This window comes from Wenxinia saemankumensis (assembly GCF_900141735.1).
GTDB classification, from domain to species: Bacteria; Pseudomonadota; Alphaproteobacteria; order Rhodobacterales; family Rhodobacteraceae; genus Wenxinia; species Wenxinia saemankumensis.
In genome coordinates, this window is record NZ_FQYO01000001.1 from 467,991 (window position 1) to 486,071 (window position 18,081).

Here is an 18,081-nt window from a genome sequence, read left to right on the forward strand (position 1 = left end):
GAACCTCAGTTTCGGGGTTTGGTATAGGCTGCGCGGTACCGCGCGTGGCCTTCGGCGAAGGCCTCGGTCAGATCGCCGGCCGGCTCGACGGTGCGGGCGATGTCGGGCGGGGTCGCGATCTCCGCCCCGGCGCCGGTCGCGGCCATCATGGCGAGGCGCGCCGCGCCGAAGGCACCGCCGAAATCGCCGGCCTGCGGGATCTCGACGGGAATGTTCAGGGCCGTCGCGATGGCGCCGACCCAGTAGTCGGATTTCGACCCGCCCCCGACCGCGATCAGCCGGTCGATCCGGGTGCCGGTGGAGGTCAGCGCGTCGTAGCTGTCGCGGATCGCGAAGGTCACGCCCTCGAGCACGGCGCGGGTCATCGCGTCGCGGTCGGTGACGTGGTCGAGCCCGTGGAAGCTGCCGCGCACCGCGGCGTCGTTATGCGGCGTCCGCTCGCCCCCCAGATAGGGCAGGAAGACGGCGCGCCCCGGGGCCCGGACCGGGCCGAGCGCGCCGGTCAGCGCGGAGGCGTCCGCGCCCGCGACGCGGCCCCACCAGTTCAGCGCATCCGCGGCGGCGAGGATCACGCCCATCTGGTGCCAGGTGTCCGGCAGGGCGTGGCAGAAGGTGTGGACCGCGCTCGCCGAGTCGGGCTGGTAGGCGTCCGAGGCGGCGAAGAGCACCCCCGACGTGCCGAGAGAGACGAAGGCCTGCCCGGCCTTGACCACGCCCACGCCCACGCCGGAGGCCGCGTTGTCGCCGCCCCCGCCCGCGATCACCACGCCCTCGGGCAGGCCCCAGCCCTTCGCCAGGTCGGGGCGCAGCGTGCCCGACACCTCGGACCCCTCGACGAGGTCGGGCATGTAGGACAGGTCCATCGTGGTGGCCTCGAGCAGCGCCTCGGACCAGCAGCGGCGGCCGGTATCGAACCAGGCCGTGCCGGCGGCGTCGGACATCTCGGCCACGTGGCGGCCGGTGAGCCAGAGCCGCAGGTAATCCTTGGGCAGCAGCACCTTGCGGGTCGCGGCGAAGATGTCCGGCTCGTGCTTCGCCACCCAGAGCAGCTTGGGCGCGGTGAAGCCGGGAAAGACGATGTTGCCGGTGATCTGCCGGAACTGCGGATCGGAATCGAGCGCCGCCGCCTCCTCGTGGGCGCGGGTGTCGTTCCACAGGATGCAGGGCCGCAGCGGATGGTCGTCGGCGCCGAGCAGCGTCGCGCCGTGCATGTGCCCGCTGAGGCCGATGCCGCGGACGGCGCCGAGATCGGCCTTCGCCGCGAGGGCGCGCATCGCCTCGCCGCAGGCGGCGATCCACGAGGCGGGGTCCTGCTCGGACCAGCCGTCCCGCGGGCGCTGGACGGTCAGGGGGATCGTCTCTTCCGCGACTGCCCTCTGCCGCTCGTCGATGAGCAGGGCCTTGAGCCCCGACGTTCCCAGGTCGATCCCGATATACATGGCTGGCCCTCCTCGCGCGGGGCGCACCCTAGACGACGCGGCGCCCGTGTCGAGCCCCGATCGCCGCGCCGGCGGCGCCGATCCGCGGGCCCCGCCCGGCCGGGGACGGCGCGTCCCGGGCGGCGCGCCCCGGGACGCGCCCGCGGCGGCCCGCGGCGGCGCGTGGCGGCGCGTGGCGGCGCGTGGCGGCCCCGGGGCGGCCCGGGGCGGCCCGGGGCGGAAGGACCGCGCCCCTGTGGCCGCGCGGGCGCAACCCGCGCCCCATCCCCGCCGCCGCGCCCCGCCCCGGTTCCGTCCGCGCGGGGGCGCCCCTAGAAAGGCGCCATGCGGATACTCATCACGAACGACGACGGGATCAACGCGCCGGGCCTTGCCGCGCTGGAGGAGATCGCGGCGCAGGTCGCGGGCGACGGCGGCGAGGTCTGGACCGTCGCCCCCGCCTTCGAGCAATCGGGCGTCGCCCATTGCATCAGCTATTCGCGCCCCTTCCACGTCGCCGAACTCGCCCCCCGCCGCTGGGCGGCCGAGGGCAGCCCGGCCGATTGCGTGCTGGCGGCCCTCTTCGAGGTGATGGCGGGCTCGCCGCCGGATCTCGTCCTGTCGGGCGTCAACCGCGGCAACAACGCCGCCGAGAGCGCGCTCTATTCCGGCACTCTGGGGGCGGCGCTCGAGGCGGCGCTGCAGGGGGTGCCGGCGATCGCGCTGTCGCAGTTCTACGGTCCCGGCAACCGCGACCTCGCCGACCCGTTCGAGGCGGCGCGGGCGCATGGCGCCGACCTGGTCCGCCGACTGATCCCGACGATGACGGCGGACAGGACCGGCTACGGTCTCTTCCACAACGTCAACTTCCCGCCGGTCCCGGCGGCCGAGGTGCGGGGTGCGATGGCGACCCCGCAGGGCCGCCGGCCCGGCATCGCGATGGAGATCGCGGCCCAGGATTCGCCCTCCGGCCGCAGGTTCCTGTGGATCCGCAGCGGCGACCAGCAGGTCGCGTCTCCCGCGGGGACCGACGCCGCCGCCAATCTCGACGGCTGGATCTCGGTCGTGCCGATGCGGGCCGATTTCACCGACCACGCCGCCCTCGACGCGGTGGCCGGGGCGCTGGCGTGAGCGCGAGCGCCGAGGAACTGATGCAGTTCCTCTTCACCCTGCGCTCGCGCGGGGTGACGGACAGGCGCACGCTCGAGGCGATGGAACGGATCGACCGCTCGGCCTTCGTGCGCGGCCTCTTCGCCGACCGCGCCTGGGAGGACATGCCGCTGCCGATCGCCTGCGGGCAGACGATCTCGCAGCCTTCGGTCGTGGGGCTGATGACGCAGGCGCTCGACGTGCAGCCGCGGGACAAGGTGCTCGAGGTGGGCACCGGCTCGGGTTACCAGGCCGCGATCCTCAGCCTGCTGGCGCGCCGCGTCTACACCGTGGATCGCTACCGCCGGCTGGTGGCCGAGGCGCGCGCCACCTTCGAGGCGATGGGCCTCGTGAACATCGTCGCAGCCACCTCCGACGGATCCTTCGGCCTGCCCGAACAATCGCCCTTCGACCGCATCCTTGTCACCGCGGCGGCCGAGGATCCGCCGCCCCCGCTCTTGGCGCAGCTGCGCGTGGGCGGTATCATGGTCCTGCCGGTGGGGCAGTCGGACCACGTGCAGAGCCTGATCCGCGTCACCCGGCACGAGACCGGCTACCACTACGAGGAGCTGCGCGAGGTGCGCTTCGTTCCGCTCGTCGAGGGGCTGGGGCAGGATTGACCCCGCGCCCGAGGCAGGGCATCCCCCGCCCGCCGACGGACCGGGGCCGCAAGGACACGGCAGACGGGGAACCGGCGGCAAGACCGGCCCTCCGGGCAGCGAGCAGGAGATACGGGACATGACGCGACGCGACGGCAACGGGCGCCCGGGACGGGTGCTGAACGGGGCGGGACCGGTCCTGATGGCGGTGATCCTCACCGGGTGCAGCGCGATGCCGGATGCCGACCTCCGACGGCGGGGCGACGGTTTCTCGACCGCCGAGGCGGCGGCGAGCTTCGCCGACCGGCCGCGGCCCGATGCGCGCGGCGTCATCTCCTACCCCAATTACCAGGTCGTCGTGGCCCAGCCGGGCGACACCGTCGACTCGATCGCCGGGCGGCTCGGCCTCTCCTCCGCGACGCTCGCCAGCTACAACGGGCTCGAGCCGGGCACGCCCCTTCGGCGGGACGAGGTGCTGGCCCTGCCCGGCCGCGTCGCCGAGCCGAGCGCCGCCACCGGCGCACCGGTCGCCGCCGCCAGCCCGGCCCCGCTCGCCGGCAGCGGCACCGTCAGCGTGACCGACCTCGCCTCGGCGGCGATCGACCGGGCCGATGCCGGCGCGGCGCCCGCGCCCCTCCCGGCCGCCGCGCCGGCCCCCCTCTCGACCCCGGCGCCCGCGCCCGCGATCCCCGCGGGGGCCGAGCCGATCCGCCACCCGGTCCAGCGCGGCGAGACCGCCTATTCGATCGCCCGGACCTACGACGTGCCGGTGCGGACCATCGCCGAATGGAACGGCCTCGGCCCCGACCTCGCCGTGCGCGAGGGCCAGCAGCTGATGATCCCGCGCTCGACCGCCCCGTCGGCGACCCCCGCGGCCGCCCCGGCGCCGGCGGCCGCCCCCGCCGCCACGCCCGAGCCGCGCCCGGGCGAGGGCTCGGTCGCGCCGACCCCGCCCTCCGCCGCACAGCCGCTGCCGGAAGAGGACCTGCCGAGCCCGTCCGAGAGCGCCGAGGCGGAGGAGCCGCCCGTCGCCTCGCCCGAGCTCGCCCCCAGCGAGGCGCCCTCGGCCGCCTTCGCCCGCCCCGTCGAGGGGTCGATCATCCGCGACTTCGCCCCCGGACGGACCGAGGGGATCGATATCGGCGCGGGCGCGGGCAGCCCGGTCCGCGCCGCAGATGCCGGCACGGTGCGCGCGATCACCACCGATGCGAACGGCATCCAGATCGTGGTGATCCGGCACGCGAACGAGCTGCTGACGATCTACACCCATCTCGACCAGCTGAGCATCGAGACCGGCGACACGGTGAGCCGCGGCCAGCAGATCGGCGCGGTGCGGGCGGGCGATCCGTCCTTCCTGCATTTCCGCGTCTATCGCGGGCAGGAAGTGCTCGACCCGACCGATTACCTGCCCTGAGCCCGGCCCTGCCCGCGCCGGGCGCGGGCGCCGACGGGCGGACCGGGTATTCCCGATCCCCGCGAAGATGGGGGCCGGTCCGGGCCCCGGGCCGGCTGGCGGCGACGCGCGCCCAAGGGGTCCGGGCTATCGGTGGTGAGCCCTCTTCCCGGGGCGAGAGACCGAGCCACGGACCCGCGGCCCGGAAGGCGCCGCCCCGCCCCCGGTGACGGGACCAGGACGGTCCCGCCCGGCTATCCCGCCAGCGGCATCCGGCTCTCGACGATGCCCGCCCACCAGGAACAGCCGGCGGGGATCGCCTCGTCGTTGAAGTCGTATTCGGGATGGTGGACCGGCGCGCTGTCGCCGTTGCCGACGAGGATGTAGGCCCCGGGCCGTTCCTCGAGCATGTAGGCGAAATCCTCGCCCCCCATGATCAGGGCGGCATCGGCGCAATCGCCGGACACGGCCCGCGCCACCTCGGCGGCGTAGCCGGTCTCGGTCTCGTGATTCGCCATCACCGGATAGCCGTCGTGCAGCGTCACCTCCGCCCGTGCCCCGTAGGCGGCGGCGGTGCCCTCGGCGATCGCCCGCAGCCGATCCCGGGCCTGGGCGCGCACCTCGTTCGACAGGGTCCGGATCGTGCCCTTGATGTGGACCCGCGCGGGCAGGACGTTGAACGCCTTCGACGAGGTCTCGAAGGACGTGACCGAGACCACGACCTGCTCGACCGGATCTACGTTGCGCGCGGCGATGCTCTGCAGGGCCAGCACGACGTGGGCAGCGGTGAGCGTGCTGTCCACCGCCTCGTGCGGCTTGGCGGCGTGGCCGCCGCGCCCGTGGATCGCGATCTCGAACTGGTCCGTCGCGGCGAAGAACGGGCCGGGGCGGATCGCGAACTGCCCGGTCGGAATGCCGGGCCAGTTGTGCATGCCGTAGACCTCCTGCACGCCGAAGCGGTCCATCATTCCGTCGGCGCACATCTCGCGACCGCCGCCGCCGCCCTCTTCTGCGGGCTGGAAGATCACGACGACCGTGCCGTCGAAATTGCGCGTCTCGGCCAGGTACTGCGCCGCGCCCAGCAGCATGGCGGTGTGCCCGTCATGGCCGCAGGCATGCATCGCGCCCTCGTGGGTGCTGGCATGGGGCAGACCCGTCGCCTCGGTAATCGGCAGCGCGTCCATGTCGGCGCGCAGGCCGACGACCCGACCGGACGTGTCGGCGCGTCCGCGGATCACGCCGACGACGCCGGTCCGGCCGATCCCGGTCTCCACCTCGTCGCATCCGAACTCGCGGAGCCTCTCCGCCACGAGGGAGGAGGTGCGGTGCGTGTCGAACAGGATCTCGGGATGGGCGTGCAGGTCGCGCCGCCACTCCGTGATCTGGGGCAGCATCTCGGCGAAACGGTTGCGGACGGGCATCGGCGGCTCCTTCTGGCGGGACTTGGGACCCAGAATGGGGCGCGCCCGCCCCGGTCACAACCCCGTCCCGGCGGCAGCCCCGTCGCCTGCGCCGCGTCCCGGGGGCGCGGCGCCCCGTCCGCCCCCCATCTCGCCCGAACCGCTCGGGCGGGAAGAGTGCAGAGAGGGCGCCCCCCTCCCGCCCTCAGAAGGTCGGTCCCATGACCAGGGGCGAGCCGTCGTTGAAGCGCGACAGCCGGAAACGGTGCAGATCGTGTCCCGGCGCGCGGCCCCGCACGAGGTCCGCGACGACGCGGCCCATGCCGGGCCCGATGCCGAAGCCGTGCCCGCTCATCCCGGTGGCGACGGTCAGGCCGGGGATCGCCGCCACGCGGTCCACGACCGGCACCTCGTCCGGCATCGTGTCGATCATCCCCGCCCAGGCCGCCCGGGCGCGCACCTCGCCCGCCTGCGGAAACAGCCTGGCGAAGGCCGCCGGAAGCTGGCGCACCTTGGCCGCGTTCGGCCGCGGGTCGAGCACCCGCACCGCCTCGAAGGGCGAGGGCGCGTCGAGCGACCAACGGCGGGGCGTGCCCCAGGCGTCGGGGTAGCCCTTCGGCGCCATCGGCAGGAAGCGATGCCCGAACGGATCGTTCCGGATCTGGGGGAGGAAGGCGCGCAGCGAGGCGAAGGCGTCGCGCCCGATGAAGAGCTCGTGGAAGCCGCCCCCCGCAAGCGTATAGCCGCCATCCGAGCGGCGGCGAAAGGCGAGGCCGCTCTCGACCCCGCTCACCCCGGCGACCTCGGGCCCCGGCGCGGTCGCCACGACCGTGGCGCGGACCGAGAGCTGGGGAATGGCCACCCCCTCGGCGCCCAGAAGCAGCCGCGACCAGGCACCGCCCGCGACGACCACCTCCGGGGCGCGGATCTCGCCCGCCTCGGTCGCCACGCCCGCGACCCGGCCGCCCTCGCGCAGCAGCCCCCGCACGGCGCAGCCCTCGACGAGGGTCAGCCCCTCCTCCGCCGCCATCCGCGCCAGGACGGGCAGCGCGATCCATGGCTCGGCCTTGAGGTCGGAGGGGGTGTGCAGGCCGCCGGCATAGCGGCGCGAGGCACCGGGCAGAAGCCGCGCCACCTCGTCCCCCGAGAGGAGGCGGGTATCGAGCTGGTGCTGCCGCGCCGTGTCGAGCCAGCTGTCGTACCGGGCGAGCGCGGCATCGTCCTCGGCGAGGTAGAGCACGCCCGGCTGGCCGAGCCCGACCGCATCCTTCGCCGCGTCCGGCAAGCCCTGCCAGAAGCGGTGCGCCTCCATCATGATGGGCAGCTCGGCCGCGTCGCGGCCCTGCTGGCGCACCCAGCCCCAGTTGCGGCCCGACTGCTCCCCCGCGACGCGGCCCTTCTCGAGCACGACCGCCCGCAGCCCCGCCTTGGCCAGGAACCAGCCGGTCATCACCCCGACGATCCCGCCGCCGACGACGACGACATCCGCCTCGCGCGGGGGCGGGCCGGGATGGGCGATGGGCGTCGCCCCGGTGATGGGAATGCCGGGAAGATTCATGCGGGTCCGTCCGTCAAGCTGGGCATGGGGTCCGGCGCGGCGGGCGGCCGGGCCGTGGCATGGTGCCGGAACGACCGGCCCCGGCGGGGCGAGGCTGCGGCGACCGCCCGGCAGGGTCAAGCGGGCAGATCGCGCCGCCCGGCTCGGGACGGATCGGGGTCCGGGGACCGGGCGCGCCGGTCCGGGCCGGAGACCGCGACCGGCTTCGCCGGGGCCCGGGGAATCCGGCGAGACCATCGGCCGCGGACCGGCCCCGGGCGGCTGGCGCGCCGCCCCCCGGCCGGGCTAGCCTGACCGGGCGGGCCGCTTGCTGGCGCGCCTTGAGGAAGGGGCAGCGGATGGACGAAGAGGAAGCGGCGCTGGTCCTGCGGGGCCTCCGGGTCGTGCATCGCCGCTGGCGGCGGGTCCGGCACCTGGTGGACGGGCTCGACCTGGCCGTGCCGCGCGGGAGGGTGATCGGACTCCTCGCCCGTCCGGAAGCGGGGGCCGAGGACGCGGTGCTCGCGCTGTTCGGCCGGGCGCGCCGGACCGGCACGACCGTGATCTCGGGATCGGTCCGGCTGGCCGGCGAGGAGCTGGTCGGACAGGAGCCCGCGCGGTGGCAGGGGCGCGTGCGCGGCCGCATCGCGCTGGCTGGCGCGGAGCCGTCCGCGAGACGCCGCACGCTCGGCGCGCAGCTGCGGCGGGCCCTGCGCGGTCTGCCCCGTCGCGCGCGGGAGGCGGCGGCGCTGGACCTGCTGCGCCGCGCGGGGATCGCAGAGCCGGGCGCGGCGCTGACCCGACGGCCGGCCGCGCTGGAGCCCGGGGACCGTGCCCGGGCCGCGCTGGCCCTCGCGGTCGCCGGCGCGCCCGATCTCGTCGTCGTGCAGGCGCCGCGGATCGGGACATGCCTGCCGGGCGACCTGCGCCGGCTGCTCGGACCGGGCGGGCCGGGGGCGCTGGTCGTGTCGGACCGGCTCGAGGACCTGTCGGGCGCGGACGGGATCGTCGTGCTGCATGCCGGCCGCGCGATGGAGGAGGCGCCGCCAGCCGCCCTGCCCGGCGCTGCCGCGCACCCCTTCACCCGTGCCCTGAGCGCCGGCACCGTACCGGCAGAGGCGCCGCGGCTTCGACCCGCCCCCGGCTGCCCGCACGCCCCCGATTGCCGCTACCGGATGGCGATCTGCGCCGAGATGCCGCCGCAGGCCTATCCGGTCGGCGACGCCCATCTCTCCGCCTGCTTCCTCGCCGATCCCGGCATGGTCGAGATCCACGGCGCCTCGGCCGCCGCCCCGCCGCCGCACTGGGCCACCCGCGCTGCGGACCGGGCGCCCGCCCGCGCTGTCGGCCCGGCGGCGCCCCCGCTGGAGAGCGGGGACGGGCCACCGACCGGGCCCGGGGCGCAGGCCGCCGACGCCGATCCGGTCGCAGCGGCCACCGCCGCCGCCGCCAAGCGGCCGAACGTACCGGAAGGGCGCACGGAACCGGGCCGGTCGGCCGCCCCGCTTCAGACCCGCCCACCCTCGGAGCCGGACGGTCCGAAGGTTCCGCGCACCGCCACCACCCGCTCCGCCACCACCCGCTCCGCTCCGGCGGAACCGGATGCCGGACCCTCCGCCGCCGCCCCCACGCCCTCCGTGGACACCGCCCCCGGGGAGTCCGGCCGGCCCGGCCCGGATGCGGCGGTCGGGGCCCCGCCCGCCGCCCCTTCGTCCCGCGGCACGCCGGCGATGGCCGCCCCCTCCGCCCGAGACGCGTCCCCGCCCAAGACCTCCAGGCCCGACCCCTCCAGGCCCGACTCCTCTAGGCCCGTCGCGTCCGGGACCGCTACGCCGGGCCCCGACGGCACCCCGCCGGTCCGGGGCGAGGCTCCGCGGCCGGCCGGACGCGCCGATCCCCGGGCCGCACCCCCCGGCCCCTCCCTCGCCTGGCCCGACCCGAAGGACCTCGCAGAGCGCGGCGGACCGGGATGACCCCCTTCCCCCCGGCGGCCGCGATGCCTAGATCGCCCGCATGACCCGGTATTCCCTCCTCGACCTCGCCCCCGTCACCGATGCCCAGACCCCCGCCGAGGCGCTGGAGGCGACGATCGCCCTCGCCCGCTCGGCCGAGGAGCACGGCTATGCCCGCTTCTGGCTGGCCGAGCATCACAACATGCCCGGCATCGCCTCGGCCGCGACCGCCGTGGTGATCGGCGCCGTCGCGCAGGCCACAAATTCGATCAGGGTCGGGGCGGGCGGCATCATGCTGCCGAACCACCCGCCGCTCGTCGTGGCCGAGCAGTTCGGCACGCTGAACGCGCTGCATCCGGGGCGGATCGAGCTCGGCCTCGGCCGCGCGCCCGGCACCGACCAGCTGACGATGCGGGCGCTGCGCCGCTACGGGCAGAGCGCCGACAGGTTCCCCGACGACGTGGTGGAGCTGATCGGCTATCTCGACGATGCGGCCGGAGAGGCCCCGGTGACCGCGATCCCCGCCCCCGGCCTGCCGGTCTGGATCCTCGGCTCCTCGCTCTTCGGCGCGCAGCTCGCGGCCTATCTGGGCCTGCCCTACGCCTTCGCCTCGCATTTCGCCCCCGCGATGCTCGGGGACGCCATCGCGACCTATCGCGCCGGCTTCCGCCCGTCGAAACGGTTGGCCGAGCCGCATGTCATGATGGCCGCAGGCGCAGTGGTCGCCGACACCGACGCCGAGGCGGAGTATCTGCGTTCGTCGCAGATGCTGGCCTTCGCGCGGCTGCGCACCGGCAAGCCCGGACGCCTGCCCGCGCCGGTCCGCGACATCGCGTCCGAGGTGCCGCCGCAGGTCCTGGCCGGCGCGGCGGAGGCGCTGAGCGTCTCGGCGGTCGGCGCGCCCGCGACGGTGCGACGGCAGCTCGCGGACCTGCTCGACGCCTACCGCCCGGACGAGATCATGCTGACCGGCATGATCCACGATCCCGAGGCGCGGCGCCGCAGCTTCGCCCTCGCCGCCGAGGCGATGGACGACGTGTCGCGGGCCCGCGCCGCCTGACCGGGGAACCCGTCCCCCGCCCCGCCGTTCGCCTCCGGACGACGAAGGGAACGGCCGCATGGCGGGGCGAAGTCGCGATCTGAACGAAGGCCCGGTGTGGCGCGCGCTCGCCAGCGTGTCGGGGCCGATGATGCTGGGCATCGCGGGCGTGCTGTCGGTCGGCCTCGCCGACGCGTTCTTCCTCGGCCAGCTGGGCGGCGCGCCGCTCGCCGCGGTCGGCTACATCTATCCCGTCACGACGGCGATCACCTCGCTGTCCATCGGGCTGTCGGCGGCCGCCAACGCGATGGTCTCGCAGGCGATCGGCCGCGGCGAGGACGGGGAGGACGTCGTGCGTCGGGGCCTGCACGCGGTCGGCACCGGCATGGCGCTGGCCGGGATCGTGGCGACGCTCTTCTGGCTCTTCTCCGGCCCGCTCTTCCGTCTGATCGGGGCGGGCGACGGCCCGATGGCGGAGATCGCGGCCTACGTCCCGTGGTGGGCGCTCTCCTTTCCCTTCCTCGTCCTGATGATGCAGCTGAACGCGGTGTTCCGGGCGCATGGCCGGGCCGGCGTCGCCATGACGACGATGGTCGGGGCCGCGATCGTGAACATCGCGCTCGACCCGGTCCTGATCTTCGGCTGGGGCCCGATCCCCGGCCTCGGAACCGGGGGCGCGGCGATGGCCACCTTCGTCGCCCGCACCCTCGCCGCGCTCGGCATCGCCGCCTGGGCCTGGCGCGAGGGGCTGCTCGCCCCCTGCGGCGCGCCGCTCCGGCATATCGCCCGCTCGATGCACGAGCTCTTCCGCATCGGCGCGCCCGCCGCCTTCTCCAACGCCATCAATCCCGCCGGAATGGCGGCGGTGACGGCGGCAGTCGCGACGCTGGGAACCGAGGCCGTCGCCGGCTTCGGCGCCGCGACGCGGGTGCAGTCGCTCGCCATCGTGCCGCTGCTGGCCCTGTCCTCCGGCATCGGCCCGGTGGTCGGGCAGGCCTGGGGCGCCGGACAGCGCGAGCGGGCCGGCCGCGGCACGATGATCGCGCTCGGCACCTGCCTCGTCTACGGCCTCGCGGCGGGGCTGCTGCTGGCCTTCGCCGCCGGTCCCGTGGCCGGGCTGCTCGCCCCGTCCGAGGCGGAACGCGAGGTCGCCGCCACCTATCTGCGCGTCGTGGGATGGAGCCTGGCCGGCTACGGCTTCGTCATCGTCGCCAATGCCGCGATGAACGCCCGGGACAGGGCGGTCTGGTCGATGGCGCTCAGCCTGACGCGGATCCTCGCGCTCTACCTGCCGCTGGCCTGGGCCGGAGTGACGGTCTTCGGCTTCGCCGGCATCGTCGGCGCGGCCGTCGTCGCGAATGTCGTCGGCGGGATCCTCGCCCTCGCCGCGCTCGGGCGCACCCGGCTCTGGCCCGAGGCCGCCCCCGCGCCGGACCGCCTCCGCCACGCGATCGAGCCCGCCGAATGACGCGGGCAGGCCGGCCGGCGGAAGGCCGGGACCGCCTGCCCCCTTATCTTGCCGGAAATACTCCGGGGGGGCTGCCGAAGGCAGCGGGGGCAGCGCCCCCTGGCCCCCGCCGGCGGCAGCCGACGGCGGGCCCGCTCAGATCGCGATCACGTCGAGCGGCGGAAAGCCGTTGAAGCAGACCGAGGAATAGGTCGAGGTATAGGCTCCGGTATTGCGGATCAGCACCCTGTCCCCGGCCTCGAGCGCGAGGGGAAGGTGCATCGGGCGCTTCTCGTAGAGCACGTCGGCGCTGTCGCAGGACGGCCCGGCGAGGATGCAGGGACCCGTCGGGCCGCCATCCTTCTCGGTGACGAACTCGTAGCGGATCGCCTCGCCTTCCGTCTCGGCGAGGCCCGAGAACCGGCCGATCGACAGGTAGACCCAGCGGTGCATGTCGCGCTCGGACTTGCGCGAGGCGAGCATCACCTCGCAGGCGATCACGCCGGCTTCCGCGACGAGGCCGCGGCCCGGCTCGGCCATGATCCTCTCGGCGCCGGGAAAGGCCTCCTCGACCAGCCGCATGACATGGGCGGCGTAATCGGTCGGGGCCTCGATCGCCTCGCCGTAGAAGGCGGGGAAGCCGCCGCCGATATTGATCAGCCGCAGCGCATGGCCGGCCGCCTTCGCGTCGGCCCAGACCTCGGCCATCTCGGCCAGCGTCGGCTCCCAGAACTCGGCGCGCCGGGTCTGGCTGCCGACATGGAACGAGAAGCCGAGCGGCGTCAGCCCCAGCTCCCTGGCGTAATCCAGAAGCTCCAGCGCCATCGCGCGGTCGCAGCCGAACTTGCGCGTCAGCGGCCAGTCCGCGTTCGATGTCTCGACGATGAGGCGGATATAGACCTGCGCGCCCGGGGCGTTCGCGGCGATCTTGTCCAGCTCCTGCGTGCAATCGGCGGCGAAGACGGTGATCCCGGCGGAATGGGCCCAGGCGATGTCCGCCGCCCGCTTGATCGTGTTGCCGAACGAGACGTGTTCCGCCCGCGCGCCGAGCGACAGGCAGAGCTCGATCTCGCCGCGCGAGGCGGCGTCGAAATGGGATCCCAGCGCGATCAGCCGCTCGAGGATCGCGCGGTGGGGATTGGCCTTCACGGCGTAGTGGATATCGGCCCGGCCGAGGCCGCGCTTCAGCGCGTGGTACTGCTCCTCCATCCGGTCGACGTCGAGGACCAGCGTCGGCCGGTCGAAGGTCGCGGTGGCGGCATAGGCCTCCAGCCGGTTCTGCACGGGCAGGCGCGTTTCGGGCGTGGGCTGAATCTGCTGGGTCATCTCATCTCCTGAAGAACCCGGGCCCCGCGGGACCCGACCAGTGCTTGGGGAGACGTTACCGTCGCTGCGTGTGCGCGTGCCGGTCCAGTGGATCCTGTCGGGGGATCCTCCCGGGCGTGGCCAGAGGCGCGTGCGTTGGCGTCTGTGCGCGCCGACATGGGGCAGAATCCGTCCCCGATCAAGAATTCATTTTCGTGCCCTGCCCGGAAAGCGGTCTTTCCCCTGCGTCAGCGGGCAATGTCGCGCCGGCGGCGTTCCAGGGGTCCGCGCCTGCAGGCCGTACCGCCATCACTCCACCGCTCCGCCGGGCGGTGGATTCAGTCCGCCGGCCGGTCCGGTGGAAGCGTCCCGCGCGAGGTCTCGTCCTCGGGCTCCACTTCCCCCCGGGCCCGGGAGACCAGCGCCCGCGCCGCGCTCCGGTCCATGCCCGGCACGGCCAGGAGCGTGTCGACCGGCGTCGCGGCGAGGCCCTCGTCGGTGGTCACGCCCAGCGCGGCAAGCGCCGCGCGCTGCGCGGGGGCGAGGGTGTCGATGGCGGATCGCGGCGCGGACATGGGGCGGCTCCTTGTTCTTGCAGCGATCAGCTATCCCGCACCGCCCCGCCGGCAAGCCGCGTTTGCCCGGCCGGGCCCGGCCGGCTAGACTGGGGTCCATGACAGACGGACCCGATCTCGAGCGCGCCTACCGGCTGAGCGGCGCGGACGACAACCGCCGCCTCTACCGGGACTGGGCGGCGACCTACGACAGCGACTTCACCGACCGCCACGGCTACCGCCTGCCGCTCGCGGTCGCGGGGCATTACATGCGGTCCGGCGGGGCGTGGCCCTGCCTCGATGTCGGCTGCGGCACCGGCGCGGTCGGCGCGGCGCTGCCGGACGGCGCCGTGGTCGACGGGCTGGACCTCTCGCCCGAGATGCTGGACCGGGCGCGGGCCAAGGGGATCTACCGCGCCCTGCACGAGCGCGACCTCGGCGCGGGCCCGGACCTGCCGGAGGGCAGCTATCGCGGCCTCGTCAGCTCGGGGATGTTCACCCACGGCCATGTCGGCCCGGGCGCGCTCGGGCCGCTGCTGCGGCTTCTGGTGCCGGGCGGGATCGCGGTGATCGCGGTGAACAGCGAGGTCTTTGAGGGGGCGTTCGACCTGGAGCTGGACCGCCTGCGCGCGGCCGGCCTGATCGGGCCCCCCCACCGCGAGGTGGAGCGCAACTACGCCGATCCCGCGAAGGCCCCCGAGGGGCATGGCGAGGACACGTCCGAGGTCCTGATCCTGCGCCGCCCGGACTGAGCGGCGGCTTCCCTGCCAGGGCGAAGGAGGCGGCCGCCCGGCGGTGGCGGAGGCGGAGGCCGCGGGCCGGGTCACCGTCCGGGTCCGAACACGGGTCCGGACCCGCCCGCGCCCGCGCGGCCGGGCCCCGGCATGGCGGTCGCCTCCGACCGGCGCCTCGTCCGGGTTGAAGGGGCGCGGCCGCCCGGCCCGCGCCGGGATCCGATGTCCCCCCGGGGCGACGCGACCGCGCGTGGGCGACGCGACCGCGCGTGCCGTTCGGTCTCCCGGCCCGTTGCGGCCCGGCGGGCGCGCCCCGCTCGGGGCGACGCCCCTGCGGGCCCGGCGGGGCGAGCGGGTGGCGGCCCCCTCAGCCGATCTTGGGCAGGAGCGCGTCGAGCGAGGCCTTCGCGTCGCCGTAGAACATCCGCGTGTTCTCCTTGAAGAAGAGCGGGTTCTCGATCCCCGAATAGCCGGTGCCCTGCCCCCGCTTCGAGACGATGACATGCTTGGCCTTCCAGACCTCCAGTACCGGCATGCCGGCGATGGGGGAGTTCGGATCGTCCTGCGCGGCTGGGTTCACGATGTCGTTCGAGCCGATCACGATGACCACGTCCGTGGCGGGGAAGTCGTCGTTGATCTCGTCCATCTCGAGCACGATGTCGTAGGGCACCTTCGCCTCGGCGAGAAGCACGTTCATGTGCCCCGGCAGGCGGCCGGCGACGGGATGGATGCCGAAGCGCACCTGCTTGCCGCTGCCCCGCAGCCGCCGCACGAGCTCGGCCACCGAGCCCTGCGCCTGCGCCACGGCCATGCCGTAGCCCGGCACGATGACGACGCTGTCCGCCTCTTCCAGCAGGGCGGCGACGCCGTCGGCGTCGATGGCCACCTGCTCGCCCGACACTTCCATCGCGGGGCCGGACGTGCCGCCGAAGCCCCCGAGGATCACCGAGACGAAGCTGCGGTTCATCGCGCGGCACATGATGTAGCTCAGGATCGCGCCGGACGAGCCGACCAGCGCGCCGGTCACGATCAGCAGATCGTTCGACAGCGAGAAGCCGATCGCCGCTGCCGCCCAGCCCGAATAGGAGTTCAGCATCGAGACGACGACGGGCATGTCGGCGCCGCCGATCCCCATGATCAGGTGATAGCCGATGAACAGCGCGAGCAGCGTCATCAGCGCCAGCGGCCAGCCGCCCGCGCCGCCCTCGTAGCCGACGAACATGAAGAGGAAGACCACCGACAGGATCGCCGCGCCGGCGTTCAGCAGGTGCCCGCCCGGCAGCTTCTCGGCCCGGGAGGTCACACGCCCCGACAGCTTGAGGAAGGCGACGACCGATCCGGTGAAGGTCACGGCGCCGATGAAGATCCCGAGGAACAGCTCGACCCGCAGGATCGACACCTCCACCGCGCTCTTGTGCGCGACGACGGCGGCAAAGCCGCGGAACCGCTCGGTCAGGGTCGCCGCGACCACCAGCGCCTCGGCGCTCAGCGCGTCCGGCAGCGGGAACGGCACGCCCATCGCGGCATGCGCCTCGGCCACGCGGCCGAGCTCGATGAAGGCGTTGTAGCCGACGAAGACGGCGGCGAGGCCGACGAGCGAATGCATCGCGGCCACCAGTTCGGGCATGCCCGTCATCCGGACCCGGTTCGCGACCTGCCAGCCGATTGCCCCGCCGCCCGCGATCAGCAGCAGCGACAGCAGCCACAGCCCCGAGCCCGGCCCGATCAGCGTGGCGAAGACGGCGAGGGCCATGCCGGCGATGCCGTACCAGACCGCGCGCTTGGCGCTCTCCTGTCCCGACAGCCCGCCGAGCGAGAGGATGAAGAGGACGGCCGCCACGACATAGGCGGCCACGGTGAACCCGTTTTCCATTCCCGCGGCCCCCTTACGACTTCTGGAACATGGCGAGCATCCGGCGAGTCACCATGAAGCCGCCGACGATGTTGATCCCGGCCATGAAGACGGCCAGCGCGCCCAGCAGGATCACGAGGAACGACCCCGATCCGATCTGCAGCAGCGCGCCGAGGATGATGATCGAGGAGATCGCGTTGGTGATCGCCATGAGCGGCGTGTGCAGGCTGTGCGCGACCCCCCAGATCACCTGGAAGCCGACGAAACAGCTGAGCACGAAGACGATGAAGTGCTGCATGAAGCTGGGCGGCGCGACGAGCCCGACGAGCAGCAGCAGCACCGCCCCGCCCGCGATCAAGCCGACCTGCACACGCGTCTCGCGCCGGAACGCGGCGGCCTCGGCCGCCCGCTTCTCCTGCGCCGTCGGCACTTTCGGCTTCTCGCGCTTCGGCGCGGCGGCGATGGCGGCGGTCCTGGGCCGGGGCGGCGGATAGGTGATCTCGTGCCCCTTGGCGGCGGTGGCGCCGCGGATCACGTCGTCCTCCATGTCGTGGACGATCACCCCGTCCTTGCCCGGGGTGAGGTCGGCGATCATGTGCCGGATGTTGGTCGCGTAGAGGGTCGAGCTCTGCTGCGCCATGCGGGAGGGAAAGTCGGTGTAGCCGACGATGGTCACGCCGCCCTCGGTGACGATCCTCTCGTCCGGGACCGTCAGCTCGCAGTTCCCGCCCCGCTCGGCCGCAAGGTCCACGATCACCGAACCGGGCTTCATCGCCGCCACCATGTCGGCGGTCCACAGGACCGGCGCGTCCCGGCCCGGGATCAGCGCGGTGGTGATGACGATGTCCATCTCGGGCGCGAGGGCGCGGAACTTCTCGAGCTGCTTCTCGCGGAATTCGGGGCTGGAGGGCGCGGCGTAGCCGCCCGTCGCGGAACTGTCCTGCCCGCCCTCCTCGAAGTCGAGATAGACGAACTCGGCGCCCATGCTCTCGATCTGCTCGGCCACTTCGGGGCGCACGTCGAAGGCGTAGGTGATCGCGCCGAGCGAGGTGGCGGTGCCGATCGCGGCGAGGCCGGCGACGCCGGCCCCGACGACCAGGACCTTCGCCGGGGGCACCTTGCCGGCCGCCGTCACCTGCCCGGTGAAGAAGCGGCCGAAATGGCTGCCCGCCTCGATCACCGCGCGGTAGCCGGCGATGTTGGCCATGGACGAGAGGGCGTCCATCTTCTGCGCCCGGCTGATCCTGGGGACCATGTCCATCGCCACGAGCGTGGCGCCGGTGCCGTTCACCCGGTCCAGCAGATCGGCGTTCTGGCCCGGATGGAAGAGGGAGATCAGCGTCTTGTCGGCGTCGAGCCGGTCGACCTCCTCGTCCTGCGGCGGGCGCACCTTGACCACGATGTCGGCCTGCGACCACAGCGCGGCGGCGTCCGGCACCACCTCGGCCCCCGCCTCGCGGTAGGCATCGTCGGCAAAGCCCGCGGCCCGCCCCGCCCCGGCCTCGATTAGGCTCTGATGGCCCAGCCTGGCCAGGTCGCGGACCGAGGCGGGGGTCATCGCGACCCGCGCCTCGCCCGGCGCGATCTCCTTCGGTGCTCCGATCCTCACGGGCGATCCTCCCCCCTCGCATGATGTCGCGGCAGAGGAGTAGCGGGGGGCCCGGCGGCGCACAAGCGCGGCACCGATGCCCCGCCGGTCCCG

The 18,081-nt window shown here is 74.3% G+C and carries 14 protein-coding genes; 7 read left to right on the forward strand and 7 right to left on the reverse strand.

Translation table 11 applies throughout. The features are described 5' to 3' along the window. Positions 1-5: 5 nt before the first annotated feature. Positions 6-1,439: a xylulokinase gene (gene xylB / locus BUE30_RS02130; protein ID WP_073326178.1), complete on the reverse strand. Its 1,434-nt coding sequence runs from the start codon at positions 1,437-1,439 to the stop codon at positions 6-8. A 324-nt stretch (positions 1,440-1,763) separates the two neighbouring features. On the opposite strand from xylB, the gene surE reads away from it, so the two are divergent. From surE to BUE30_RS02145, 3 genes are all read left to right on the forward strand, one after another. Beyond that, entirely contained in the window at positions 1,764-2,549 is a 786-nt protein-coding gene (gene surE, locus BUE30_RS02135; RefSeq protein ID WP_073326180.1) for a 5'/3'-nucleotidase SurE, read from the forward strand. Then, positions 2,546-3,187 (forward strand): protein-L-isoaspartate(D-aspartate) O-methyltransferase, encoded by a 642-nt coding sequence (locus BUE30_RS02140; RefSeq protein ID WP_073326182.1) that lies wholly within the window; start codon positions 2,546-2,548, stop codon positions 3,185-3,187. Before surE ends, BUE30_RS02140 begins: the two co-directional genes overlap by 4 nt. Before the next feature lie 118 nt (positions 3,188-3,305). Continuing rightward, a complete protein-coding gene (locus BUE30_RS02145; protein WP_073326184.1) occupies positions 3,306-4,580 on the forward strand; it encodes a LysM peptidoglycan-binding domain-containing M23 family metallopeptidase in 1,275 nt (424 codons plus the stop codon). Positions 4,581-4,813: 233 nt separating this feature from the next. Here the strand turns inward: BUE30_RS02145 and BUE30_RS02150 are convergent, their stop codons facing one another. Beyond that, positions 4,814-5,980 (reverse strand): M20 aminoacylase family protein, encoded by a 1,167-nt coding sequence (locus BUE30_RS02150; RefSeq protein WP_073326186.1) that lies wholly within the window; start codon positions 5,978-5,980, stop codon positions 4,814-4,816. Between the two features lie 184 nt (positions 5,981-6,164). Next, a complete protein-coding gene (locus BUE30_RS02155; protein WP_073326188.1) occupies positions 6,165-7,517 on the reverse strand; it encodes an NAD(P)/FAD-dependent oxidoreductase in 1,353 nt (450 codons plus the stop codon). Positions 7,518-7,855: 338 nt separating this feature from the next. Here BUE30_RS02155 and BUE30_RS17435 point away from each other — a divergent pair, with 338 nt between their 5' ends. From BUE30_RS17435 to BUE30_RS02170, 3 genes are read left to right on the forward strand one after another with little or no spacing between them, the layout of a single operon-like run. Continuing rightward, on the forward strand, positions 7,856-9,469 hold the full coding sequence (locus BUE30_RS17435) for an ABC transporter ATP-binding protein (RefSeq protein ID WP_073326190.1): 1,614 nt from the start codon (positions 7,856-7,858) through the stop codon (positions 9,467-9,469). 40 nt (positions 9,470-9,509) lie between these two features. Beyond that, entirely contained in the window at positions 9,510-10,508 is a 999-nt protein-coding gene (locus BUE30_RS02165) for an LLM class flavin-dependent oxidoreductase (RefSeq protein ID WP_073326192.1), read from the forward strand. 58 nt (positions 10,509-10,566) lie between these two features. Continuing rightward, positions 10,567-11,955: an MATE family efflux transporter gene (locus BUE30_RS02170; RefSeq protein ID WP_073326194.1), complete on the forward strand. Its 1,389-nt coding sequence runs from the start codon at positions 10,567-10,569 to the stop codon at positions 11,953-11,955. A 135-nt stretch (positions 11,956-12,090) separates the two neighbouring features. Here BUE30_RS02170 and BUE30_RS02175 read toward each other — a convergent pair whose 3' ends face one another. Both BUE30_RS02175 and BUE30_RS02180 read right to left on the reverse strand, forming a co-directional pair. Further along, on the reverse strand, positions 12,091-13,260 hold the full coding sequence (locus BUE30_RS02175; RefSeq protein WP_073326196.1) for a type III PLP-dependent enzyme: 1,170 nt from the start codon (positions 13,258-13,260) through the stop codon (positions 12,091-12,093). A gap of 317 nt (positions 13,261-13,577) precedes the next feature. Next, the gene (locus BUE30_RS02180) at positions 13,578-13,814 is read right to left on the reverse strand and encodes a helix-hairpin-helix domain-containing protein (RefSeq protein ID WP_073326198.1); all 237 of its coding nucleotides are present in this window, start codon (positions 13,812-13,814) and stop codon (positions 13,578-13,580) included. A 98-nt stretch (positions 13,815-13,912) separates the two neighbouring features. Here BUE30_RS02180 and BUE30_RS02185 point away from each other — a divergent pair, with 98 nt between their 5' ends. Further along, positions 13,913-14,545 (forward strand): class I SAM-dependent DNA methyltransferase, encoded by a 633-nt coding sequence (locus BUE30_RS02185; protein ID WP_073326200.1) that lies wholly within the window; start codon positions 13,913-13,915, stop codon positions 14,543-14,545. 349 nt (positions 14,546-14,894) lie between these two features. Here BUE30_RS02185 and BUE30_RS02190 read toward each other — a convergent pair whose 3' ends face one another. Next, complete coding sequence (locus BUE30_RS02190) at positions 14,895-16,400, reverse strand: NAD(P)(+) transhydrogenase (Re/Si-specific) subunit beta (protein WP_073326201.1); 1,506 nt, start codon at positions 16,398-16,400, stop codon at positions 14,895-14,897. Between the two features lie 13 nt (positions 16,401-16,413). After that, positions 16,414-17,988, reverse strand: coding sequence for a Re/Si-specific NAD(P)(+) transhydrogenase subunit alpha (locus BUE30_RS02195; RefSeq protein WP_073326203.1), 1,575 nt, complete (start codon positions 17,986-17,988; stop codon positions 16,414-16,416). Positions 17,989-18,081 lie beyond the last annotated feature (93 nt).